The organism is Arthrobacter sp. 260, from assembly GCF_013116745.1.
In the GTDB taxonomy this organism is placed as follows: Bacteria; Actinomycetota; Actinomycetes; order Actinomycetales; family Micrococcaceae; genus Arthrobacter_D.
The window spans coordinates 103,025-125,308 of the sequence record NZ_JABFOE010000013.1; the positions used below are offsets into that span (position 1 = coordinate 103,025).

The window sequence follows — 22,284 nt, forward strand, 5'->3', positions numbered from 1 at the left end:
TACCCTAGCCGACGTGCACCCAGGGCCTGCGGCTTACGTCGGGCTCCGCCTCGCGCAGCACCTCACGGGTCACCGGCGCAATCTCCCCCTCACCGGTGATGAGGAACTTGAACAGGTTGGTGAGCGGGTGCCCCTCGGTCCACCGAAAGTACACGTGCGGCATCAGCCCGGTGATATCCCGGATGTGCAGCATCACCGCGGCAATCGTGGTGGGAACATTCGACCCGTGCACTTCGAGGATCCGGTACCCGTGCCGGGTGATACCCCGCACCTGGAGGGCGGTGGCGAACTCGGACGAGTCGTCGACGATCACCTCGATGAACAGCGGGTTGTCGGCAGGGGTCAGATGGCTGACCGTGCACGCGTGTTCCAGTTTTCTGCGGTAAGCCCCGGCTGTGAGCCGCTGCGGCTCGTGGGCGATCAGGAGGATTTCGCCGTCGTCGGTGGACGCCACGAACCGCAGCGCCTCGTCATCCAGCCTGATCCCGGTGCTACGCAGCTCGAACGCACGGCGGAAACGGGAAGCGAATGACACCACCACGATCCCGAGGATGAACAGCCCGGCGATCCGGACGCCGTCGGGCCGTTCCACCATGTTGATCAGGGTGGTCAGGGACAGGACAACCGTGACCACGCCGAAGCCCACCGTCGCCAGGCGCTGCCGACGGCGTCGGGCGGACAGGGTGACCGCCACGGAGGCTGAGGTGATCAGCACCAGGACACCGGTGGCGTACGCGCCGCCCTGCGCCTCGACGTCGGCCCGGAAGGCGATGGTGACCAGGAATGCGACGGCCGTGAATACGATCACCAGCGGCCGCACGGCCCGGGACCAGTCGGGAGCCATTCCGTAGCGTGGCAGGTAGCGGGGGACCAGGTTCAGCAGGCCGGTCATCGCCGACGCGCCAGCGAACCAGAGGATGGCGATGGTGCTGATGTCGTAGGCGGTGCCGAACCCGTCACCGAGGTACTTGTGCGCCAGGTAGGCGAGGGCTCGGCCGTTCGCTTCGCCGCCCTCCTGGAACTCGGCGGCGGGGATCAGGATGGTGGTGGCGAGGCTTGAGGTGATGAGGAAGCCGCTCATGATCAGGGCGGCGGAGGTGAGCAGCTTCTTGGCCCCGGCGATGCGCCCCGCGAGGTCCTCGTGCTCGCCACCCGGGTGTCCCTTGATGAGCGGCATGACGACGACGCCGGTTTCGAATCCCGAGAGGCCCAGGGCCAGCCGGGGGAAGATCAGCAGGGCCACGACCACCATCAGCATCGGGTTGCCGTGCTGGGTGTTCAGTGCGGTCCACCAGTCCTGCACCAAGGGAGGATCAAGGACCACCTGGCCTAGGGCCACGACGATGACCACCAGGTTCAGTGTCAGGAACACGGCGACCAGCGCGACGGCGATTCCCACGGCTTCCCGGAATCCCCTCAGGAACACCACCGAAAGCAGTCCCAGGAAGACCAGCGTGATGATGACCTCCTGGCCGTGCATCCAGCCGGGCGCGAACGGGTTTTCAATCAGGTGGGCGCTGGCATCGGCTGCGGACAGCGTCATGGTGATCAGGAAGCTGGTCGCAGCGAACCCGAGGAGGACCAGGACAAACAACTTGCCGCCCCAGCGGGGGAGGAGCCGTTCCAGCATGGCGATTGAGCCCTCGCCGTGGGGGCTCTCCTCGGCGACCCGTTTGTAAACCGGGAGGGCGCCGAGCAGGGTGACCAGGACCAGGACGATCGTCGCGATGGGGGAGAGCACGCCAGCGGCGACGGCGGCGATGGCCGGCTGGTAGCCGAGGGTGGAGAAGTAGTCGACGCCCGTCAGGCACATGACCTTCCACCAGGAATGGGTGGCGGTGTGGTGGGGTCGTTTGGGCTTGCGCTGGTTCTCGTCATCCAGCAGCCAGTGGCCCAGCCGCCGGGCGCGGCGGGATTCCCTGATGCTCTGGAGGGTGCTGGTCAATGTTGTAGTCACGGCTTGACTGTAGGCCCGTGGGTGGTGCGGAAGGACGGGTTTTTATGGATCCTTTACGGGGCAGTTTTTAGCCTGTTTCCGGGGGTAATGTTGACCGAGACGGACATCACAATTAGCCTTATGAAAAACAGTTGATGCTTATATGGCAACTTCTGACCCATTCGAAAGACTTGTGCGGGCAGCTCCTGCCCCAACCCGGAGGTACCCATGGACCAGCCGCGCGTCACGGCCAACGGAAATATTGGCCCCATCGACTCTTCACGGATTCCCCGGTACGCCGGCGCCGCGACCTATGCCCGGCTGCCACGGCTCGATGAGGTGGAACGCGCCGACATCGCCGTCGTCGGCGTGCCTTTCGACTCGGGGGTTTCCTACCGCCCCGGGGCGCGGTTCGGCTCGAACCACATCCGCGAGTCCTCCCGTCTGCTCCGGCCGTACAACCCGGCCCTGGATATCTCCCCGTTCGAGCGGGTGCAGGTCGCCGATGCCGGCGACATGGCGGTCAACCCGTTCAACATCAACGAGGCGATCGAGACCATCCAGCAGAATGCGCTGGACCTGACGCGCGACGGCGCACGGCTGGTCACGCTTGGTGGCGACCACACCATCGCGCTGCCGCTGCTGCGTGCCGCCGCCGAACGGGCTGGCCAGCCCGTGGCAATGCTGCACTTCGACGCGCACCTGGACACCTGGGACACCTACTTCGGCGCCGAGTACACGCACGGCACACCGTTCCGCCGTGCCGTTGAAGAAGGAATCCTCGACACCGAGGCCATCTCCCACGTGGGTACCCGAGGACCGCTCTACGGGGTAAAGGATCTGGAGGATGACCGCCGGTTTGGCTTCGGCATTGTCACCTCCTCCGACGTGTTCCGGCAGGGTGTGGACGAGGTGGTCGCCAAGCTGCGCGACCGGATCGGCAACCGTCCGCTCTATATCTCAGTGGATATCGACGTGCTGGATCCCGCTCACGCGCCCGGTACGGGAACCCCCGAGGCTGGCGGCATCACCAGCCGGGAACTGCTGGAAATCCTCCGCGGGATGCGCGGGATGAACCTGGTCGGCGCCGACGTCGTTGAGGTGGCCCCGGCCTACGACCACGCGGAAATCACCGGCGTCGCTGCCTCCCACGTCGCCTATGATCTGGTCAGCCTGATGGCCGACCAGGCAACCTCCACCCGCGCCACCCCGAACAGTACGACAGAGGAACGCTAAATGGTCACCACCGACAGTGTCGCAGCAGCACCCCCGCAGCCCCTCACCGGAGGAGAACGCAACGGTGGGGACCTCGTCGTCGAGACCCTCAGTGCGCTGGGCGCCACTACGGTATTCGGCATCCCCGGCCAGCATGCACTGGGTTTGTTCGACGCGCTGTCGCGCTCGGATCTGCGGTTCGTGTCCTCGCGGGTGGAGAACAACTCGGCGTTCGCCGCTGACGGCTTCTCCCGTGCCACCGGACAGGTCGGAGTGCTTTTCCTGTCCACCGGTCCCGGCGCCCTGACGGCGCTCGCCGGGCTGCAGGAGGCCTACGCCACCGGTGTGCCGATGGTGGTCATCGCCAGCCAGATCCCGCTGGAGGGCCTCGGCGCCCGGCGCAAGGGTATGCTCCACCAGCTCGATGACCAGAAGGCCTCCGCCGCCAACGTCACCAAAAGCCAACGCCTGATCCAGCACGCCTCGGGCATTCCCTCCGCCATCCAGGATGCCTGGACCGAGGCCGTGTCGTCGCCGCAGGGTCCGGTCTGGATCGAGGTGCCACAGAATGTCCTGCTGGACCCGGTGATGGTCCCGCAGGTGGAGGACGCGCTCGCCGAGCCGTTCGACAACCCGCCCCGGGTGGAGCTGGTCCGCGAGGCAGTGAAGTGGTTGACCGAGTCGAAGCGTCCGGCCATCGTTGCCGGCGGAGGCACGCGCCGCGGCAACGCCGAGCACTGGTTACTGTCCATCGCCGAGAAGCTCGGCGCCCCCGTCCTGTGCTCGCCCGGCGGAAACGGTGCGTTCCCCTGGGAGCACGAGCTGTCCCTGCAGGCCTGGGTCGAGGACCGCTACGTCACCGAGGTCCTGGAAGACGCCGACGTGCTCCTCGTGGTCGGGTCCTCCCTCGGTGAGGTCACCAGCAACTACTTCACCCTCGAGCCCCGCGGGCGCATCATCCAGATCGACGCCGAACCCCGCGTCCTGGAATCCAATCGCCCGGCACTGGGAATCCGTGCCGACGCCGGCCAGGCGCTCGCCGCGCTTGACGAGGCGCTGCCCACGCTCGACCGTGACCGCACCGACGGGTACGACGCCGTCACTCTGGTCGCGGAGACCCTCGCCAAGGTGCAGGGCCGGTTGGACTCGCAGGATCTTGCGATGGAGCGCAAGTTCATGGCTGACATCCGTGCCGCAGCACCTGCCGGGCTCCAGACCTACTGGGACATGACCATCGCTGCCTACTGGGCCTGGAGCTGCTGGGATGCCAAGGACGGCCAGTTCCACTCGGCGCAGGGTGCCGGTGGGCTGGGCTACGGATTCCCCGGTGCCATTGGTGGCGCCGTCGGGCTGGGGGAGCGCGTCCTCGCGGTGTCCGGTGATGGCTCGTCGATGTACTCGATCGCCGAGCTGGCGACCGCCAAGCAGCACAACCTGCCGGTCACCTGGCTGATTGTCGATGACGGCGGGTACGGGATTCTCCGCGAATACATGGAGGGTGCGTTCGGGAAAGCCACCGCCACGGAGCTGACACGCCCCGACTTCGTGAAGCTCGCCGAGGCGTTCGGCGTACCGGCGGTCAAGGTGGCGCCGGGCGATGTGCGGCAGGCGCTGGAGGACAGCTTCGCCGCCGAGGGGCCCAACGTCGTCGTCGTCGAAACCCTGCTGCGGCTCTTCGCTCCGACCCACCTCTAGGGTCCGGCGCCTCCCCGGGGTAGGTGAAGGGGCGGAAATATTTCCGCCCCTCCACTGGTTACCAGTACTACATGCAAACGCATCTAGAAGAGGTAGTCAGAATGACCAAGATCGTGGTGGTGTCGGCAGGGCTCTCAGTTCCCTCCTCCAGCAGGATGCTCGCCGACCAGTTGAGTGGATCCGCAGCACAAGCGCTCGCGGAATTCGGTGACCAGCCCGATGTTCAGACCATCGAGTTACGCGACTGGGCGGTCGAGATTGCGAACAACTTCGTCACCGGTTTCGCGTCACCCCGGCTCGCCGAAACCATCGACGCGGTGGTGAACGCCGACGCCCTGGTGGTGGTCAGCCCCGTATTCTCCGCCTCGTACAGCGGCCTGCTGAAGTCCTTCTTCGACGTGATTGAGCCCAAGGTGCTCGACGGCATGCCCGTGCTGATCGGTGCCACCGGCGGCAGCGCCCGCCACTCGCTGATGCTCGATCATGCGATGCGCCCGCTGTTCAGCTACCTGCGCGCCCGGGTGATCCCTACAGCCGTCTACGCGGCGACCGAGGACTGGGGAGCCGGCGACGGCGGCTCGCAGCTTGAAGCCCGGATCGCCCAGGCCGGCAAGGAGCTGGCCGCACTGGTGGTTGCAACTCCGCGACGGACCGGCCAGGCCGCCGAGGAATCGTTGCCGTTCGAGCAACTGCTGGCCAACCTCCAGTCCCGGTAAGCCCCGCGACGCCCCAGATAAAAGGGGCTACTGCATGGTGAAGGTGCGGGCGATCGTGTCATGCACTGCGGGCACCCGGTTGAACCGGCCGAAGAGCGCGTTCCGGAGGGTCAGAACCGGCGCCGGAAGCGGACGTCCCAGCGCCATGTTCAGGTGGGCCTGCCGCGCTGCGGTCACGGCAGCTCGACGACGGCCCGTAGCGAAGGCGGCCAGCGCCTGTCCTACGTCCTCGCCGCCGATCAATGAGGCGGTGATGATCGGCACCAGAGCAGTGACGTCGAGCCAGCCGAGGTTCATGCCCTGCCCGCCGATGGGGCTGACCTGGTGCGCGGCATCGCCGATCAGCACGGTCCGGCCCGTCACAAAGCGCCGGGCGAGCCGCCGGTGCACGTCGAACGCGCTGAGCATCGAGTTGCTGTCGACGTCCACCCAGACCCCGGTCCGGTCGAGGATCAACTGACCCAGCATCCCGGCGGTGGGGGAGTCGACTAACGACGGCGTCCGCACCACCCACCGCCGCACCCCGTCCGGGAGCGGGAAGGACTCGACGATCCCGCCCGATTCCAGGTACAGCACGGCCGTCGACCGGTCGTCGGAGGTGTCCGCGAAGTCGCCCATCAGGTAGGTGTCTGGGTAGCGCTGCAGTGACGAGGTCACGCCGGCGCTGTCCCGGACGGTGCTCTTGCCGCCGTCCGCCCCGATCACCAGCCGCGCCTGCAACACGTCCCCCGACGCAGTGGCCACCAGCATCGAGGGGCCGGTATCAAACACGCCGGTCACTTCGACGCCGCGGCGGAACGCCCCGGGCGCGACGGCGGCGAGCCGGTCCTCGAGGACCTGCTCCGTCTGGACCTGCGGGACGGTGAGGACAAACGGGTAGTCGCCGGGCAGCCCGGTGAAGGATAGCCGGGTGACCTCGTGGCCAGCGCTGCGCGCCACCCCCTCGCGGATGGTTATCCCGCGAAGGATCAGCTCGTCGGCGACCCCCGCCTTCGCCAGCGCCTGCAGCGCGGGAGGGTGAATGCCGATGGCCCGCGAATGGCTGCTCCGCGTGGGCCGCTGCTCCAGGACCACCACGTCGAGGCCAGCCTGGCGGAGCAGGATCGCGGCGTACAGGCCCACCGGACCTCCCCCGACCAGGATCACGTCATGCATTGGACGCCCGATGGATCAGCAGGTTGTGCGACGGGAATCGTCCCCTGACCGTCCAGTGGGCAGGGACGACCGCCGTCAGCTCGGCGGCCGTGTAGCTGCGGCGGATCGAGGTGAGCCCGTCCCGCCGGATCAGTGACCGGCGTAGCGGCAGGGTGCCCATGGAGAAGAGCAGGTAACCGAGGCGGCTGCGTTCAATATCGTTGTGCACCGCGATGCCGCGGGTCAGCCGCTCCGAATCGGCCAGCAGCCCGGCCAGCTGCTCAGGGGTTAGATGATGCAGGAGGTGGTTGGAGGTGACGACATCGAACCGCTCGCCCTCCGCCACCAGCTCGGCGCTGAACGCCCGCCGGAAGCGAAGCCCCGGAAGTGGGGGCTGCGCGATGGCGAAGGCGTGGGCCCGTTCATCGGGGTCGATGGCCAGGATAGACAGCTGCAGCCCGTCCCGTGCCGCCCAGCGGGCGAACGCCCGCGGCATGTCCCCGCCGCCTGATCCGATGTCCAGCAGCGTCGAGGGGCGCGACGTCGACAGCTGCGGCCGGATCTGCTGCGCCCAGGTGCGGCGCCAGCCAGCAACGGTGGCGTTGATCAGCCCGAACTGGGCGTAGGTCCGATCCAGCAAGACCGGGTCGCAGTCCGGTTTGTCCATCTCCTCCACCGCGTGAGGGTCGCGGTGAGTGAGGAACTGCACTCAGGGACCCACCTTGGTGAACAGGGCGGTCTCCACGGTGAGGCCAGGGCCAAACGCCATGGAGCAGATCCGCTCGTCCTGGCCGTCGAAGGGCTGCTCAAGGATGTGCTTGAGCACGAACATCACTGTCGCGCTGGACATGTTGCCGTAGTCGCGCAGCGTTTCCCGCGCCGGGACCAGTTGGTCTTCCTTGAGGTCCAGCTTGGCCTCGACCTTGTCCAGGATGCTGCGCCCGCCCGGGTGGATCGCCCAGTGCTCGATGTCTTTGTACTGCAGGTTCGCGAGGGTTTCGTCGCGGGCGAGGAGCGGTTCCAGCGCACCCACGATGTGTTCGTCGATGATGTGCGGGACGTAGGTGCCGAGCACCATTTCGAATCCCTCGTCACCGATGTTCCAGGCCATCGATTCTTCGCCCACCGGGGTCAGCACGGTCTCGAAGAAGTCCAGGCTCAGTGCGGGTGCCGTCGGCGTGTACTCGCGGGCGCTGATCACGGCAGCGGCGGCGCCGTCGGCGAACAGGGAGGAACCCACGATGGTGTCCGGGTTGTTCGAGGACCGGACATGCAGTGAGCAGAGTTCGGCGGCCACCACCAGGACGACGGCGTCGGGCTCGGCCTCGCAGAAGGATTTGGCGGCGCGCAGGGCTGGGAACGCAGCGTAGCAGCCCATGAAACCCAGGTGGTAGCGCTGGGCGGCCGGGCTCAATCCCAGGGCCCGGACCACCTTGTAGTCCGGCCCCGGGTTGAAGAACCCGGTGCAGGACACGGTGATGACGTGGGTGATGTCGGCCGCTTCGATCCCGTCGGCGGCGGCAAGTGCCTTGCTGGCCGCCTCGATGAAGAGCTTGGTGCCCTCCTCCGCGTACACCTCATTGCGGACCTTCGTGCTGGGGGAGAGAATACGCCGGTCTGCCGCGTCGAAGAACACCGGGTCTTCGGAGGAGGCTTCCAGCGTCATTTCCTTTACCGCCGTGTACCGGCGTTCGATCCCTGAGGAATCGAACGCCGCACCGACCAGGCGGGTCCCGAGCCGGCTCAGGCCGGGCTGGGCGGCGAAGACGTCCCGTACATCCGCTTGCACCATGACGGTCTCTGGAACTGCGGTTTCAAGGGACCTCATGATTACTGTCATAGTTCATTCTTAGGGGTGGGCGCCCGTTAAGACAACGTGGACAGGCTTTCGGCTAGCTGTTGCCGGGGGCGGGGTACTGGGCGTTGTCGTTCTCCAGCAGCGCCTGCAGGTTCGTCAGCACCGGCGACCATTCAGCGCTTACCCTCTCAACGTCCGACGGCGAGGCCAACCGGTCGTGCGTGAGGCGGAACCGCATCCCGCCGCCGTCGATCTGCTCCAGGTCAACGCTCACCCGGGTGGCCGCGTCCTCCTGCGGATCGGCGAGGCCATCTTCGCCCTCGGGTACCTCGCGGAACGAGTAGGACAGGTGGCGCGGCTCGTCGGCTTCCAACACCACACCGTGATGCGTGATGGTCTCGGAGCTTCCGTCGTAGAAGCGGATGGGGGACCCGGGAACCCAGCTGGATTCCAGGCGGCGTCCGAACCAGTAGCGCCGGGTCACATCGCCTTCGGTCAGTGCTTCCCACAGTCGGATCGGGGAGGTGGCAATTTCGGTTTCATGCACGAACTCTGGCTCTGTCATGGCTAAAGCGTAGCCCAGCACCTGTAGCGTTAAACCCGCGTTTGATCCACCGACACTCTCGCCGAGGAATGACATGCGACACACCAGCCAGCCACGCCAGTCCCTCCGCCGCTCCGCGGTGCCGTTCGCGGCTGCTCTGTGCCTCCTGCTCATGGGGTGCGTTCCCAGTGAACCGGCAGCGGATGGGGCCAGGGGCCAGGCCGTCGACAGTACGACGACGGCGTCGCCCTCGCCCGCCGCGGGTGCCACCCCCAGCGGCGGTCCGAGCGTGTCTCCGACTCCGAGCCCGTCACCTACGCCGACCGCTGAACCCCTTGAACTGCCTCGCGGCGGCACGGACCTGTTCCCCGACTACCGGCTGGTCGGATTCAGCGGCCACCCGACATCCGAGGGTATGGGCAGGCTAGGTATCGGTGACATCGACGAGCGGGTAGACGAGATGGAGTTGCTCGGCGAACAGTACGCTGACGGGCGGAAAGTGATGCCGGTGCTGGAACTGATCACCGTCGTCGTGCAGGCTTCCCCGGGGGCCGATGGCCTGTATCGGGCGGCAGCGAACGATGACTTCATCAGCTCCTACCTGGAAGCGGCGCGCCGGCACGACGCACTGTTGTTGCTCAACGTTCAGCCGGGGCGGTCAACGATGACCGCCGAGGTGGAACTGCTCGAGAAGTGGCTGCTGGAACCCGATGTCGGGCTGGCACTGGATCCCGAATGGGACATCACCGGCGACCAGCTCCCCGGGGTCTCCTACGGGCAGACCTCCGGCGAGGAGATCGACCAGATCGCTACCTACCTTGATGATCTGGTCACCGAGCATGAGCTGCCCCAGAAGGCGCTGGTCTTCCACCAGGTGGCGCCCTCAGTGGTAACCAACGAGGCAGCGGTGCGCGAGTACGACGGCGTCGAAGTGATCAAGAGCGTCGACGGGATCGGCGCCCCCGGGTCGAAGATCGAGACCTATAACCAGCTGATGCTGCAGCTCCCCCCAACAGTGAACCCGGGATTCAAACTCTTCTTCGAGGAAGACGCAGTGCTGGGCCCGCTGATGCTCCCACCGGAGGTACTGGGGCTGGACCCGAAACCGGACTACGTGCTGTACGAATAGGGTGCGTCACGGGTGGGACGGGTCTGGAGTCAGGGGGAACCACCAAACCATTGGGGCGTCAGGTACGAATGACTGCTAAGCGCGGACCGGAGTTCGGCCGTGGACGGATACACCCGAGAGAGCATGAGGAACCATGGTCAACAGAACCGCAGCAATGCTAGGCGTTTCAGTGATCACCGCAGCCCTGATCTCCGGGTGCGGTGGGATGGAAGAGAACCCGCTTAACGTCAACAGTGCCCCACAGCCCGTCCAGAGCGCCGCCGTCGCCGGGGAACCCGATACGGGAGTGCTCGCGGGAGCCCTGGGCGAGGATCCGCTGCAGCTCGGCGCCAATGGCGCCAAACTGTGCTCGGTACAGCCTGCCCTGGGGTACCAGGAGTACACGGTCCTGATCCACAACGAGACCCTCGAATCGTTCACTGTCGACGACGTCAGCCTGGGCTCACCCTCGGGTGTCACCCTGAACGCGGCCGAGGTCACCCCCGCCAACCGCGGTGGTCATGGCACCCACGGGATGGACGACGGAACAGTGATGGGCGGCGACGAGCACACCGGGGCCCACGGCGCCGGAGAGATGGCCGACATGGAGGACATGCCGGAGAATGTGTTCTTCACCGAGCCGGTGCCAGCTGTCGGCTACGAAATTTCCACCCTTGAGTATCTCAACGTGGTGGTTTCGGTTTCCCTCGACGAGGGGGTGGACCGCGGCACATCAGAGTTCATCGAGATCGACTACTCGACCGCCGACGGCTCCTTCACCGGCCAGCACCCCCTCGCCATCACCATGGACCGTGACTCCTGCGCCTAGGCCGTTGCCCTACGCCCTCTGACTGACTTCGGCTGCCCGACCGCTCACCCCCGACGGGTGATGCGGCCACTCTTTCCATGGCGGAGACTCTCGGCGTAGGAATATCCGCATCCGTTGCCTCAGGGAGCCCACGTGAGCACAGCACCGGCAGATGTACTTGGCCCAGTCGACTATGTCCTTCTTGAGTTCCCGCATGACCGGTTCACCGGCGAGACGAGTGACGCACTCAGGAACCTTGTGGACAGCGGGGTGATCCGTCTCTATGACCTAACAGTCATCAGCAAAGACCCAGACGGTGAAGTCACCGTGCTGGACCTCACCGAGGCGACTCCCGACACTGGCGGGTTCGACTTCTTCGCGGGCGCCCGATCCAACCTGCTCGACGAGGATGATCTGCGCCAGGCCGCCGACGCACTCCAACCCAACACGGTGGCCGCACTGATCGTCTACGAGAACACCTGGGCCATCCCCTTCGTCGCCGCTGCCCGCAACAGCGGCGGCGAGCTCATCGCCAGCGCCCGGATCCCGGCGGCCGACCTGATGTCCGCCCTGGACGCCACCACCACCTGAGGAGCACCACCATGGGTTTACTCCGTGGAATCGCCAGAACTGCTGTCATCTCGGGAACCGCCACGGCCGTCAGCGGCCGGGTACAACGGCGTCAGGCCGAGCGGTTCGCTGAGCGTGACGCAGCGATCATCTCGGAACGCCAGCGGGCCTACGATCAACAATTTGCTGCACCGCCAGCCCCACCAGCCCCACCGCAGCCCCCGGCGGCCGCCGATCCGATCCAGCAGCTCAAGGAACTCGCGGCGCTCAAGGCCCAGGGAATCCTGACCGAGGAGGAGTTCGCCGCCCAGAAAGCGCGGGTCCTCGCCGGTTAGGACGCAGTCCACCCGGAGGCGCAGGCCCGGGTGGAACCTCCCACCCGCGGTAGGCGAGAATAGCCTACGTGTTATCTCTGACTTCCGACGCTGCCATCTTTGACCAACTCGCCGCCGAACTCGGTGTCCAACCGTGGCAGGTGAAGGCCGCGGTGGACCTGCTCGACGGCGGCTCGACAGTGCCGTTCGTCGCCCGGTACCGCAAGGAGGCCACCGGATCCCTCGACGACGCCCAGCTCAGGACCCTCGACGAACGGCTCGGGTACCTCCGCGAGCTGCGCGACCGCCGTCGGGCTGTGACCGAGTCGATCGAGGCCCAGGGGAAGCTCACCGACGAACTGCGGGCGGCCATCGCCGGGGCCGACACCAAATCGCGGCTGGAGGACATCTACCTGCCGTTCAAAACGAAACGGCGTACCAAGGCGCATATCGCCCGCGAAGCCGGATTGGAACCGCTGGCCGATGCGCTGGTGGCGGATCCGTCGCTGGATCCGACTACCGAGGCGGCCCGTTACGTGGGCGAGGCGGTGCCCGATGCCGAGGAGGCGCTCGCGGGGGCGCGCTCAATCCTGATCGAACGCGCTGGCCAGGACGCTGACCTCCTGACCTCGGCACGGGAGAAACTGTGGAAGCAGGGTCAGTTGCGGTCGAAGGTGCGCGCGGGCAAGGAGGTGGACGGACAGAAGTTCGCCGACTACTTCCAGTTCGCCCAGGTGCCCGCCACCATGCCCTCCCACCGTGTCCTGGCGCTGTTCCGCGGCGAGAAGGAAGGTGTATTGGAACTGGCCATCGCGGAAGCCGACCCCGCAGATGCCACCGAATTCGGCAAGGTCCGTGCGACGTATGAGAACTCAGTGGCAGCGGTCCTGGGTATTGCGGCCTCCGGCCGGGCCGCCGACCCGTGGCTGACCCAGACCGTCGGGCAGGCCTGGCGGCGCATCCTGGCCAAGCTCTCCCTCGATCTCCGGGTCCGGCTATTTGCTGCCGCCGAGGCGGAGGCGGTGCGGGTCTTTGCCGCCAACCTCCGGGACGTCCTCCTCGCCGCCCCGGCGGGCGGCAGAACCACCCTCGGACTGGACCCCGGACTGCGCACCGGCGTCAAGGTGGCAGTGGTCGACGGCACTGGCCAGGCAGTCGCCACGGAGACCGTTTACCCGCATGCGCCCGCCAGGAAATGGGACGCCGCCCTGGCAACCCTTGTCGCCCTCATCACCACGCATGACGTGGAACTGATCGCGATCGGGAACGGAACCGCGTCGCGGGAGACCGACAAGCTCGCCACCGAACTGATCAAGCGGCTTCCGGAGCGCGCATTGCAGAAGCTGGTGGTCTCGGAGGCAGGAGCCTCGGTATATTCTGCGTCCGCGCTTGCCTCGGCTGAACTCCCTGATCTGGACGTGTCCCTCCGCGGGGCCGTCTCCATCGCCCGCCGCTTGCAGGATCCACTGGCCGAGCTGGTGAAGATTGACCCCAAATCGATCGGGGTGGGCCAGTACCAGCACGACGTCACGGCGGCCAACCTGGAACGGTCGCTGAACGCGGTGATCGAAGACTGCGTGAACGCCGTCGGCGTCGACGTGAACACGGCGTCACCCTCGCTCCTCAGCCGGGTGGCCGGAGTGGGCCCGTTGCTGAGCGAGAACATCGTGGCACACCGGAACGCGAACGGACGCTTCGCCCGCCGGGCCGATCTGTTGAAGGTGCCACGGCTGGGAGCCAAGGCGTTCGAGCAGTGCGCTGGCTTCCTGCGGATCTCCGGCGGCTCCGAGCCGCTGGACGCCTCAAGCGTCCACCCGGAGGCCTATGGGGTGGCCCGCCGCATCCTGAGCGCGGGCGGTGCGTCACTGCGCGACGTGGACCTGCAGGAATTCGTTGACGACAGCTTCGGGCTGCCGACCCTTAAGGACATTGTGGCGGAACTGGAAAAGCCCGGCAGGGATCCCCGGCCCGAGTTTGTCACCGCTTCCTTCTCGGAGGGTATCGAGAAGATCTCCGACCTGCGTCCGGGGATGACCCTGGACGGTGTGGTGACCAACGTGGCCGCGTTTGGGGCGTTTGTGGACGTGGGAGTCCACCAGGACGGTCTGGTCCATATCTCGGCCATGTCGAACCGTTTCATCAGCGACCCACACGAGGTGGTTAAGTCCGGACAGGTGGTCAAGGTGAAGGTGCTCGAGGCAGATCCCGAACGCAAACGGATCGCGCTGACTTTGCGGCTCGACGACGACCCCACCCCAGCCTCCGGTGGTGGGCAACGCCAACCCCGCAAGGACCAGTCCCGGTCCGGTCAGCGCAACGACCAACCCCGCAAGGACCAGACCCGGTCTGGCGGGAAGCCGGCAGCTGGGAAGGCTCCGGCAGCCCGGACCCCTGCTCCGCCCGCGAACTCCGCCATGGCCGAGGCCTTGCGACGTGCAGGGCTTGCCTGACCCTTTCCAGCACGACTACAGCACAACGACGACGGCGACCGTCCGGGAAATCCCGGACGGTCGCCGTCGTCGTTTATCAGTCCGGCTGGTGAAAGCCGGTTACAGCCTGGGGCTACTTGGCCGGGAGCTGCAGGACGTCACCGGTGAAGATGAGGTCAGCGTGGATGATGGTGCTGGAGTTGGCTTCGTACAGTGCCTGCCAGCCGCCAACGACGCCAAGCTTCTCGGCGATGGTGCTGAGGGTGTCGCCGGACTGGATCGTGTAGGTGTCGCCGCTGAGTGCGGGAGCTGCTACGGGAGCCTGGGCTACGGGAGCCTGGGCTACGGGAGCCTGCGCTGCGGGAGCCTGGGCTACTGGCGCCTGAACGACAGGTGCCTGGACAACCTGAGGCTGGATCTGCTGTGCCTGCGCCTGAACCGGTGCCTGGACAACAGGTGCCTGCTGCATTGGCTGGGCTGATGGGTTGGCGCCACCGCTCAGGCCGAGCTTGGCCGAGCATGCTGGCCATGCGCCCCAGCCCTGACCCTGCAGCACGTTCTCTGCTACAGCGATCTGCTGCTCCCGGCTGGCGTTCTGGGGAGCGCCCTGTCCGCCGAAAGCGGCCCAGGTGGAAGGGGTGAACTGCAGGCCGCCGGAGAAGCCGTTTCCGGTGTTGATGCCCCAGTTGCCGCCACTCTCGCACTGAGCGAGGGCGTCCCAGGTGCTGGCGGGGGCTGCGTTGGCAACTCCGGCCGATGCTCCGAGGCCGAGGCCTGCAAGGGCGATGACTGCGACGCCGCGGCGCGCGGTTGTACTGATCTTCTGGTTCTTCATGGGTCAGATGCTCCGAAAGGCCACCAACGCTAGTTCCGTCCCCGGACATTTTTGCGCCGCTGCTCGCCTCGACTGGTTTAGTGGTCAGGTCTTTGGTGTCTGCCGGACGAGCAACGTCGGGTGGAGTGGCAGCACCGGGCATTTACCGCAGAGGTCTCGCAAGACCTAACAACGGAGGGTTTCCCTGAGCGGGTTATTGTCTACGGTAGAACAGAAATCAATCGTTGCCAAATCGAGACGTGTCGGCGCTTGACGAACGAGGGGAAATCGGATGGTTTTGGCTGGTCAAATACTGACCTGCAGGGTGCCGATGCGGTGGTCCGATATGGACGCCTATGGGCACATAAACAATGTACAGGTTTTGCGCCTGCTGGAGGAAGCGAGAATCCACGCTTTTGGTCCGCCCGGCGGGACCGGAGCGGAGGGGGAGCAACCGCCCGTTGCAGTGTTCTCCTCGGTGAAACCAGGCACCCAGGCCCTCGTCGTCGAGCATCGAGTGAAGTTTGTTGACACCCTCGATTACCGGAATGTTCCAGTGCGCATCGATGTGTGGGTGAGCGCAGTGAAGCCCGCCAGTTTCACCCTCGCCTACCGGATCCACGACCCCGCGACGGCAGCGATCTGTGTGAAGGCCGAAACAATCCTCGCCTTCGTCGACACAAACGGGGGCAGCCTACTCCGGCTCAGCGAGGAGCAGAAGCAAGCGCTGAGTCCATACCGGGGCAGCCCGCTGTTCGCCTGAGGCCCTCCGGCGGGCCGCGCCAGCGAACCGCACTGGCAGACCGCGGGCACCCTGGTGGCGCCCGCGGTCCGCACAGTGTCAGCTACGTGGCGACGTAGCCGTGCGGGTCGAGCACGTACTTCGTGGCTGCCCCGGCGTCGAATTCCTGGTAGCCGCGGGGTGCGTCGGTCAGGCTGATCGCCTTGGCGTTGACGGCCTTGGCGATCTGCACCTTGTCGTGCAGGATCGCCATCATCAGGCCCCGGTTGTATTTCATCACCGGGCACTGGCCGGTGGTGAAGGACAACGACTTGGCCCAGCCGGTACCGAGGCTGAGGGACAGGGAACCAACCTTCGCGGCGTCGTCGACAGCACCCGGGTCACCCGTCACGTACAAGCCTGGAATGCCCAGCGCGCCGCCGGCGGCGGTGATGCTCATCAGTGAGTTCAGCACCGTGGCCGGTGCTTCTTGCGCGGCTCCGTCACCATGGCCGCGGGCCTCGAAGCCCACGGCGTCAACACCGCAGTCCACTTCCGGAACGCCGAGCAGCTGCTCGATCTGGTCCTTCGGATCACCCTTCGACACGTCGACCGTCTCGCAGCCGAAGCTGCGGGCCTGGGCCAGCCGCTCCTCGTTCAGGTCGCCGACGATGACGACGGCCGCGCCGAGCAGCTGAGCCGACACGGCGGCCGCCAGGCCGACCGGGCCAGCACCCGCAACGTACACGGTGGATCCGACACCTACGCCGGAGGTGACCGCACCATGGAAGCCGGTGGGGAAGATGTCCGAGAGCATGGTCAGGTCCAGGATCTTCTCCAGGGCCTGATCCCGGTCCGGGAACTTCAGCAGGTTCCAGTCGGCGTAGGGAACCAGGACGTACTCGGCCTGTCCGCCGACCCAGCCACCCATATCCACGTACCCGTAGGCACTTCCTGGACGGTCAGGGTTCACGTTCAGGCAGATACCGGTCTTGCGTTCCTTACAGTTCCGGCAGCGCCCACAGGCGATGTTGAAGGGCACCGAACAGATGTCGCCCTTCTTAATGAATTCGACGTCGCGGCCTACCTCGACCACCTCGCCGGTGATCTCGTGGCCGAGCACCAGATCGGAGGGGGCAGTGGTGCGGCCCCGCACCATGTGTTGGTCGGAGCCACAGATATTCGTCGTAACAGTCTTGAGGATGACGCCGTGGTGCACCTGACGGCCCACATTGGCCGGATTCACCCCAGGCCCATCCTTGAGCTCGAAGGTGGGATAGTCGATGTCGATGACCTCCACTTTCCCGGGTCCTTTGTAAGCAACGGCTTTGTTTCCAGGCATGAGCTTCCCTTCCGTTTCCGAACAGCCCTGTCGTCGGTGACGGGGCCCATGGCGAACGTATCGCGATCCGGGTTGCACCAACGTTGCATGCACGTTGCATCCGGATTTGAGGTAGTTGCACACACAAGGTGCCTTGAACCGACGAGAGTCGGCTCAAGGCACCTTTTATGATCTGGGCCGTAAGCCGCTGATTAGGTGTGGGTTGATTGGCTACCTCCACGAGTCCGCGCCATGTGCGTGAGGGCGATGCCCCCAGCGACCAGCGCGAGGATCAGATGAAGCCAGTTGCCTGCCGCGTTGAACGACAGGAAGTTGGCCGTCGACCCGAGGTCGATGACCACACCGTAGATCCACATGATCAGGAACAATGCGCCGCTTCCCAGCAGGAAATTGCGGGAGCCACGGCTGTCCCTGCTCATGATGATCCCGGCTGCTCCGACAATCAGATAGACGATGTTGAGCAGGATGGACACCTGAAAGACGCCGAAGAGCAGCGCCTCGGACCCGCCGGCGAAGGCCAGCGAACCGTATTGTGTCGTCAGTCCCGGCACGAAGGCCAGGACGCCCAAAAGCAGAAAGACTACGCCCAATCCCATCGAGCCCGTTCGAACCAGCTCGCGGGTTACGTGAAAGTCACGTGCATCATGGTGCGATGCGGTAGTCATCTCCCCTCCCTCAAAACGAGAAAACAACCTCAAACAATTTGGAACCATTCGCCGAGCTTTTACAGGGCCGTTGGCGCGGGATCGTTGCCCGTGCCAGCCCTCTTATTTTACCGCCGGTAGAGCAGCCAGCATAGGACGAAAGACCCTGAACTGGGGCGGGAAAATGCGCGTGAACCATATCCACCCGGGGCGGGGGCTCCTAATATGAAGGTACCCGTAAAGACATTCCTTACAAGGAGGTAAGAAAGTGTCAGGCTACTTCAAAATAGTGGATGCGCACGACGGTGGATACCGGATCAAACTGATGGCTGGCGACGGAGCACTGGTCGCCGTTTCCACTTACTATGCAACCAAACCGCAGGCCATCGCTGGCATCGAACAGATCCGCGAAATCGCTGGGACCGGTCCCGTGGTGGACCAAAGCCGCGGGAACCACATCGGTGCGACAGCCAGCGCCGCCGGGAAAAAGAGTTACAGCGGCCAGCGCCGCTAACCCGTCGGGCCGGCGTCGCCAACGGCACTACCTTGCGGTCGCCAACCGCCGGGCGAGGTAGGGTGCGGTCCGGCTTTCAGGAGTGTCCGCAACCGTCGACGGCGTCCCGGCCGCAACGATCCGGCCGCCCTCGTCGCCGCCCGAGGGCCCCAGATCGATCACCCAGTCGGCCGCGGCGATCACCGCCATATCGTGTTCGACGACGACCACCGTGTTGCCAGCGTCCACCAGGTTGTTCAGCTGGGCCAACAGCAGCTGCACATCGGAGGGGTGAAGCCCCGTGGTGGGCTCGTCGAGCACGTACAGGGTGTGCCCGCGGCGGGCACGCTGCAGTTCGGTGGCGAGCTTGATCCGTTGTGCCTCGCCGCCGGACAGTTCGGTGGCTGGCTGGCCGAGCCGTAAATAGCCGAGCCCCACCTGCCGGAGGGTGGTCAGGCTGCGCGCCGCGGTGGGGACGTCGGCGAGGAACTCGGCGGCAGCATCGACGGTGAGCCCGAGGACCTCGGCGATGGTCCGGTCCCGGTACGTGATTTCGAGGGTCTCGGGGTTGTAGCGTGACCCGTCGCAGGTAGGGCAGGGCCCGTAACTGCCGGGCAGGAACAGGAGCTCAACGGAGACGAACCCCTCGCCCAGGCACGTCTCGCAGCGGCCGCCGGTCACGTTGAACGAGAACCGTCCTGCGCCGTAGCCGCGTGCCCTGGCCTCATCCGTCCCTGCGTACAGCTTCCGGACGGCGTCGAACAGGCCCGTGTAGGTGGCCAGGTTGGAGCGGGGGGTCCGGCCGATCGGACGCTGATCCACGCGGACCAACCGGTCGATCAGGTCGAGGCCCTCCACATGGCCCACCGTCATGTGGTCACCCGGTGCGCAGTCGCGGTCGCTGCCGTCGTCGTCGGTGTCCTCCGCCGGAACGCCGGCGCGCAGGTAATCACCGACGACGTCGGCGAGCACCTGGGAGACGAGCGTCGACTTGCCGGAGCCGGAGACACCCGTGACGGCGGTCAGCACATTCAGGGGGATCGTGGCGTCGAGGCCGCGCAGGTTGTGGCGGCTGATGTTGTTCATTGTCAGCCAGCGCTCCGGTTCCCGCAGCGCGGCGTCCGCTGACGGGGGAGCCTGCTCGGGGAAGAGGAACGGCCGGGTGACCGACTCCTCAACGTCAGCGAGGCCTGGCACGGCGCCGCTGTAGAGGACCGACCCGCCGGCCTCGCCGGCCTTGGGACCAACATCGACCACCCAGTCGGCGCTGCGGACCACGTCCATGTCATGTTCCACCACGAACACCGAATTACCGGAGGACTTCAGTTGCTGCAGGACCTCAAGCAGCGGTTCGGCGTCGGCGGGATGCAGGCCTGCCGACGGCTCATCGAGGACGTAGATGACGCCGAAGAGGCCTGACCGCAGCTGGGTGGCAATACGCAGACGCTGCATCTCCCCCGGGGACAGGGTGGGAGTGGGACGGCGCAGGCTCAGGTAGCCCAACCCCAGATCCAGCAGCACGCCGACGCGCTGGTAGAGGTCCTTGGTCAGGGTGACCGCCACCTCGGTGGTTTCCCCGGAACTTAGGGCGCGGGAGCTGGATCCTGCGTGCTGCAGGGTGGCGGTGGGCTCGACGATGGTTGCCAGCTCGGCGAGCGGCACATTCGTCAGTTCAGCGATGGTGTAGCCGGCGAAGGTGACAGCCAGGGCTGCCTGCTTCAGTCCGCTGCCCCCGCACAAGGGGCACGGGCCGCTGTGCATGAACTGCAGGACGCGCTCGCGCATCGACTGGCTGGAGGAGTCGGCGAGGGTGTGGAGCACATAACTCTTCGCGCTCCAGAACCGGCCCTTGTAGGGTTTTGCGACCCGGTCCCGCTGCGGGGTGACCTCCACCACCGGTTGTTCCTCGGTGAACAGGATCCAGTCGCGGGATTCCTTCGGAAGCTGGTTCCAGGGGGTGTCGAGGTCGTGGCCGAGTTCACTAACGACGTCGCGCAGATTCTTGCCCTGCCAGGCTCCGGGCCACGCGGCGATGGCGCCCTCGCGGATCGTCAGTGACGGATCCGGGACCAGGGATTCCTCGCTGACAGTGTGGGCGATCCCCAGCCCATGGCACTGCGGGCATGCTCCGGCGGCGGTGTTGGGGGAGAAGGAGTCAGAGTCCAGGGACTCGGCGCCCTCAGGATAGGTGCCGGCTCGGGAGAACAGCATCCGCACGGAGTTGGAGAGGGTGGTGACGGTGCCCACCGTTGACCGGGAACTGGGGGTGCCGCGGCGCTGCTGCAGCGCGACGGCGGGCGGCAGTCCGGTAATTTCGTCGACCCGTGGGTTGGACCCCTGCTGGATCAGTCGCCGCGCGTAGGGGGCTACCGACTCGAAGTAGCGGCGTTGGGCTTCGGCGTAGATGGTGCCGAAGGCAAGCGAGGATTTTCCTGAGCCGGAAACGCCGGTGAACGCGACGATGGCGTCGCGGGGGACGTCCACGCTTACGTTGCGAAGGTTGTTCTCCCGGGCACCACGCACCTGGACGAAACCGGTCAGCGGGGAGGTTGCGGGCAGGTCGTTCACTAATTGTTGACTCACCCCCTTGACTCTAGCCCTCCAGCAGCCCCCTGATGTCGTCGGCGGTCAGCGCAGAGCTGAAGACGGCGTCGTCGTCCATCACTGAACTGAAGAGTTTGGCTTTCTGTTCCTTGAGCTTCATCACCTTCTCCTCGATGGTCCCCGACGCCACCATCCGGTAGACCATGACGTTGCGGGTCTGGCCGATCCGGTGGGTGCGGTCGACGGCCTGCGCCTCCGTGGCCGGGTTCCACCAGGGATCCAACAGGAACACGTAGTCAGCCTCGGTGAGGTTCAGGCCAAACCCGCCAGCCTTGAGGCTGATCAGGAAGACGGGTGCCTCACCGTCCTTGAACTTGTTGATCACGTCGCCGCGGCGCAGGGTGGACCCGTCAAGGTAGCTGTAGGGGATCCCCTGCGCGTCCAGCCGCTCCGCAGCCTTCTTCAGAAAGGAAGTGAACTGGCTGAAGACCAGCGCCCGGTGGCCCTCCGCCACCACGTCCTCGAGCTGTTCGAACAGGACATCGAGCTTCGCTGAGGGGACACCGTCGTACGCCTGGTCCACCAGGGACGCGTCGAGGCTGAGCATCCGCAGCAGGGTCAGCGACCTGAAGACGATCATCCGGTTGCGGTCCAGATCCTCGATCAGGCCCAGCAGTTTCTGCCGTTCGCGCTGCAGATGGGTCTGGTAGATCTTCCGATGCTTCGCATGCAGTTCCACCTCCAGGACCTGCTCCTGCTTTGGGGGCAGGTCGGAGGCGACCGCCTCCTTGGTGCGCCGCATCAGCAGCGGCCGGATCCTGCGCCGCAGGCGCGCGAGCCGCTCGGTGTTGCCCGACTTCTCGATCGGGTTCCGATAGTCCTCGGTGAAGCGGCGGGCCGAAGGGAACAGGCCCGGGGCTGTGATCGAGAACAGCGACCACAGTTCCATCAGGTTGTTCTCCATCGGGGTGCCGGTGATCGCCAGTTTGAACGGGGCGGAGAACTCCTTGGCGCACAGGTGCACCTTAGCGGTCCGGTTCTTCACAAACTGGGCCTCGTCAAGGATCAACCCCGCCCATTCCAGCGCCTGGTATTTGTCGAAGTCCAGCCGGAACAGCGTGTAGGAGGTGACGACGACGTCGGCCCCGGCCGTCACCGTCGCCAGGTCGATGCCGCTTTTCGCGTGGGTGTCCGCAACTGAGGTGACCGCGAGGCCGGGGGTGAAGCGGTGCGCCTCCGAAACCCAGTTCGGGACCACCGAGGTGGGTGCGACGACGAGGAAGGGCTTCGACTCGCCCTGCTCTTTCGCGTGGGTGAGCAGCGCAAGGGTCTGCAGGGTCTTGCCGAGCCCCATGTCATCCCCGAGCACCCCGCCGAGCCCGTGCTGGTAGAGGAACGCGAGCCAGTTGAAGCCGTCCTGTTGATACGGGCGGAGGGTGGCGAACAGGGTGGGCGGCAC

At 65.9% G+C, this 22,284-nt stretch carries 20 protein-coding genes; 10 read left to right on the plus strand and 10 right to left on the minus strand.

All coding sequences use genetic code 11. The features are described 5' to 3' along the window. Positions 1-4: 4 nt before the first annotated feature. Positions 5-1,813, minus strand: a complete 1,809-nt coding sequence (locus tag HMI57_RS14575; RefSeq protein WP_171586748.1) for an amino acid transporter — start codon at positions 1,811-1,813, stop codon at positions 5-7. Positions 1,814-2,164: 351 nt separating this feature from the next. Here HMI57_RS14575 and speB point away from each other — a divergent pair, with 351 nt between their 5' ends. From speB to HMI57_RS14590, 3 genes are all read left to right on the plus strand, one after another. Further along, positions 2,165-3,172, plus strand: a complete 1,008-nt coding sequence (gene speB, locus HMI57_RS14580) for an agmatinase (protein ID WP_171586720.1) — start codon at positions 2,165-2,167, stop codon at positions 3,170-3,172. Next, a complete protein-coding gene (locus tag HMI57_RS14585) occupies positions 3,173-4,846 on the plus strand; it encodes a thiamine pyrophosphate-binding protein (RefSeq protein WP_171586721.1) in 1,674 nt (557 codons plus the stop codon). Between the two features lie 101 nt (positions 4,847-4,947). Then, positions 4,948-5,562 (plus strand): FMN reductase, encoded by a 615-nt coding sequence (locus HMI57_RS14590; RefSeq protein WP_228721132.1) that lies wholly within the window; start codon positions 4,948-4,950, stop codon positions 5,560-5,562. Positions 5,563-5,589: 27 nt separating this feature from the next. Here HMI57_RS14590 and HMI57_RS14595 read toward each other — a convergent pair whose 3' ends face one another. The 4 genes from HMI57_RS14595 to HMI57_RS14610 are packed head-to-tail and all read right to left on the minus strand — an operon-like array spanning position 5,590 to position 9,059. Then, positions 5,590-6,717 carry an NAD(P)/FAD-dependent oxidoreductase gene (locus HMI57_RS14595; RefSeq protein ID WP_171586723.1) on the minus strand — a complete coding sequence of 376 codons (1,128 nt, stop codon included), beginning with the start codon at positions 6,715-6,717 and terminating at the stop codon, positions 5,590-5,592. Beyond that, entirely contained in the window at positions 6,710-7,405 is a 696-nt protein-coding gene (locus HMI57_RS14600; protein WP_171586724.1) for a methyltransferase domain-containing protein, read from the minus strand. Before HMI57_RS14600 ends, HMI57_RS14595 begins: the two co-directional genes overlap by 8 nt. Continuing rightward, positions 7,406-8,536 carry a type III polyketide synthase gene (locus HMI57_RS14605; protein WP_171586725.1) on the minus strand — a complete coding sequence of 377 codons (1,131 nt, stop codon included), beginning with the start codon at positions 8,534-8,536 and terminating at the stop codon, positions 7,406-7,408. 52 nt (positions 8,537-8,588) lie between these two features. Next, positions 8,589-9,059 carry an SRPBCC domain-containing protein gene (locus HMI57_RS14610; protein WP_171586726.1) on the minus strand — a complete coding sequence of 157 codons (471 nt, stop codon included), beginning with the start codon at positions 9,057-9,059 and terminating at the stop codon, positions 8,589-8,591. Positions 9,060-9,132: 73 nt separating this feature from the next. Here HMI57_RS14610 and HMI57_RS14615 point away from each other — a divergent pair, with 73 nt between their 5' ends. The 5 genes from HMI57_RS14615 (at position 9,133) to HMI57_RS14635 (ending at position 14,288) form a co-directional block, all read left to right on the plus strand. Beyond that, on the plus strand, positions 9,133-10,167 hold the full coding sequence (locus tag HMI57_RS14615; protein ID WP_216607518.1) for a hypothetical protein: 1,035 nt from the start codon (positions 9,133-9,135) through the stop codon (positions 10,165-10,167). Between the two features lie 169 nt (positions 10,168-10,336). After that, positions 10,337-10,975, plus strand: a complete 639-nt coding sequence (locus HMI57_RS14620; protein WP_171586727.1) for a hypothetical protein — start codon at positions 10,337-10,339, stop codon at positions 10,973-10,975. A 132-nt stretch (positions 10,976-11,107) separates the two neighbouring features. Then, complete coding sequence (locus HMI57_RS14625) at positions 11,108-11,545, plus strand: DUF6325 family protein (RefSeq protein ID WP_171586728.1); 438 nt, start codon at positions 11,108-11,110, stop codon at positions 11,543-11,545. Positions 11,546-11,556: 11 nt separating this feature from the next. Further along, positions 11,557-11,859 carry an SHOCT domain-containing protein gene (locus tag HMI57_RS14630; protein ID WP_171586729.1) on the plus strand — a complete coding sequence of 101 codons (303 nt, stop codon included), beginning with the start codon at positions 11,557-11,559 and terminating at the stop codon, positions 11,857-11,859. Between the two features lie 59 nt (positions 11,860-11,918). Continuing rightward, positions 11,919-14,288, plus strand: a complete 2,370-nt coding sequence (locus tag HMI57_RS14635; RefSeq protein ID WP_171586750.1) for a Tex-like N-terminal domain-containing protein — start codon at positions 11,919-11,921, stop codon at positions 14,286-14,288. Positions 14,289-14,400: 112 nt separating this feature from the next. Here HMI57_RS14635 and HMI57_RS14640 read toward each other — a convergent pair whose 3' ends face one another. Beyond that, positions 14,401-15,102 (minus strand): transglycosylase family protein, encoded by a 702-nt coding sequence (locus HMI57_RS14640; protein WP_171586730.1) that lies wholly within the window; start codon positions 15,100-15,102, stop codon positions 14,401-14,403. A 310-nt stretch (positions 15,103-15,412) separates the two neighbouring features. Here HMI57_RS14640 and HMI57_RS14645 point away from each other — a divergent pair, with 310 nt between their 5' ends. Further along, entirely contained in the window at positions 15,413-15,844 is a 432-nt protein-coding gene (locus tag HMI57_RS14645) for an acyl-CoA thioesterase (RefSeq protein ID WP_228721133.1), read from the plus strand. 82 nt (positions 15,845-15,926) lie between these two features. Here HMI57_RS14645 and fdhA read toward each other — a convergent pair whose 3' ends face one another. Next, positions 15,927-17,144: a formaldehyde dehydrogenase, glutathione-independent gene (fdhA, locus tag HMI57_RS14650; RefSeq protein ID WP_171586732.1), complete on the minus strand. Its 1,218-nt coding sequence runs from the start codon at positions 17,142-17,144 to the stop codon at positions 15,927-15,929. Between the two features lie 191 nt (positions 17,145-17,335). Continuing rightward, entirely contained in the window at positions 17,336-17,809 is a 474-nt protein-coding gene (locus HMI57_RS14655; RefSeq protein WP_171586733.1) for a DUF4383 domain-containing protein, read from the minus strand. Positions 17,810-18,056: 247 nt separating this feature from the next. Here HMI57_RS14655 and HMI57_RS14660 point away from each other — a divergent pair, with 247 nt between their 5' ends. Next, positions 18,057-18,302, plus strand: coding sequence for a DUF1508 domain-containing protein (locus HMI57_RS14660; RefSeq protein WP_171586734.1), 246 nt, complete (start codon positions 18,057-18,059; stop codon positions 18,300-18,302). A gap of 27 nt (positions 18,303-18,329) precedes the next feature. On the opposite strand, the gene uvrA is transcribed toward HMI57_RS14660, so the two are convergent. Together uvrA and HMI57_RS14670 are read right to left on the minus strand one after the other, a co-directional pair. Beyond that, positions 18,330-20,864 carry an excinuclease ABC subunit UvrA gene (uvrA, locus tag HMI57_RS14665; RefSeq protein ID WP_171586735.1) on the minus strand — a complete coding sequence of 845 codons (2,535 nt, stop codon included), beginning with the start codon at positions 20,862-20,864 and terminating at the stop codon, positions 18,330-18,332. A gap of 10 nt (positions 20,865-20,874) precedes the next feature. Then, positions 20,875-22,284 (minus strand): DEAD/DEAH box helicase (locus HMI57_RS14670; protein WP_171586736.1); only part of this gene is annotated, 1,410 nt, incomplete at its 5' end.

Coding starts and splice junctions, on each gene's coding strand:
- HMI57_RS14655 (WP_171586733.1), bottom strand. CDS start 17,809: ATGACTACCGCATCGCACCATGATGCACGTGACTTTCACGTAACCCGC.
- fdhA (WP_171586732.1), bottom strand. CDS start 17,144: ATGCCTGGAAACAAAGCCGTTGCTTACAAAGGACCCGGGAAAGTGGAG.
- HMI57_RS14590 (WP_228721132.1), top strand. CDS start 4,948: ATGACCAAGATCGTGGTGGTGTCGGCAGGGCTCTCAGTTCCCTCCTCC.
- HMI57_RS14610 (WP_171586726.1), bottom strand. CDS start 9,059: ATGACAGAGCCAGAGTTCGTGCATGAAACCGAAATTGCCACCTCCCCG.
- HMI57_RS14645 (WP_228721133.1), top strand. CDS start 15,413: ATGCGGTGGTCCGATATGGACGCCTATGGGCACATAAACAATGTACAG.
- HMI57_RS14630 (WP_171586729.1), top strand. CDS start 11,557: ATGGGTTTACTCCGTGGAATCGCCAGAACTGCTGTCATCTCGGGAACC.
- HMI57_RS14615 (WP_216607518.1), top strand. CDS start 9,133: ATGCGACACACCAGCCAGCCACGCCAGTCCCTCCGCCGCTCCGCGGTG.
- HMI57_RS14575 (WP_171586748.1), bottom strand. CDS start 1,813: ATGTGCCTGACGGGCGTCGACTACTTCTCCACCCTCGGCTACCAGCCG.
- HMI57_RS14595 (WP_171586723.1), bottom strand. CDS start 6,717: ATGCATGACGTGATCCTGGTCGGGGGAGGTCCGGTGGGCCTGTACGCC.
- HMI57_RS14640 (WP_171586730.1), bottom strand. CDS start 15,102: ATGAAGAACCAGAAGATCAGTACAACCGCGCGCCGCGGCGTCGCAGTC.
- HMI57_RS14585 (WP_171586721.1), top strand. CDS start 3,173: ATGGTCACCACCGACAGTGTCGCAGCAGCACCCCCGCAGCCCCTCACC.
- speB (WP_171586720.1), top strand. CDS start 2,165: ATGGACCAGCCGCGCGTCACGGCCAACGGAAATATTGGCCCCATCGAC.
- HMI57_RS14605 (WP_171586725.1), bottom strand. CDS start 8,536: ATGACAGTAATCATGAGGTCCCTTGAAACCGCAGTTCCAGAGACCGTC.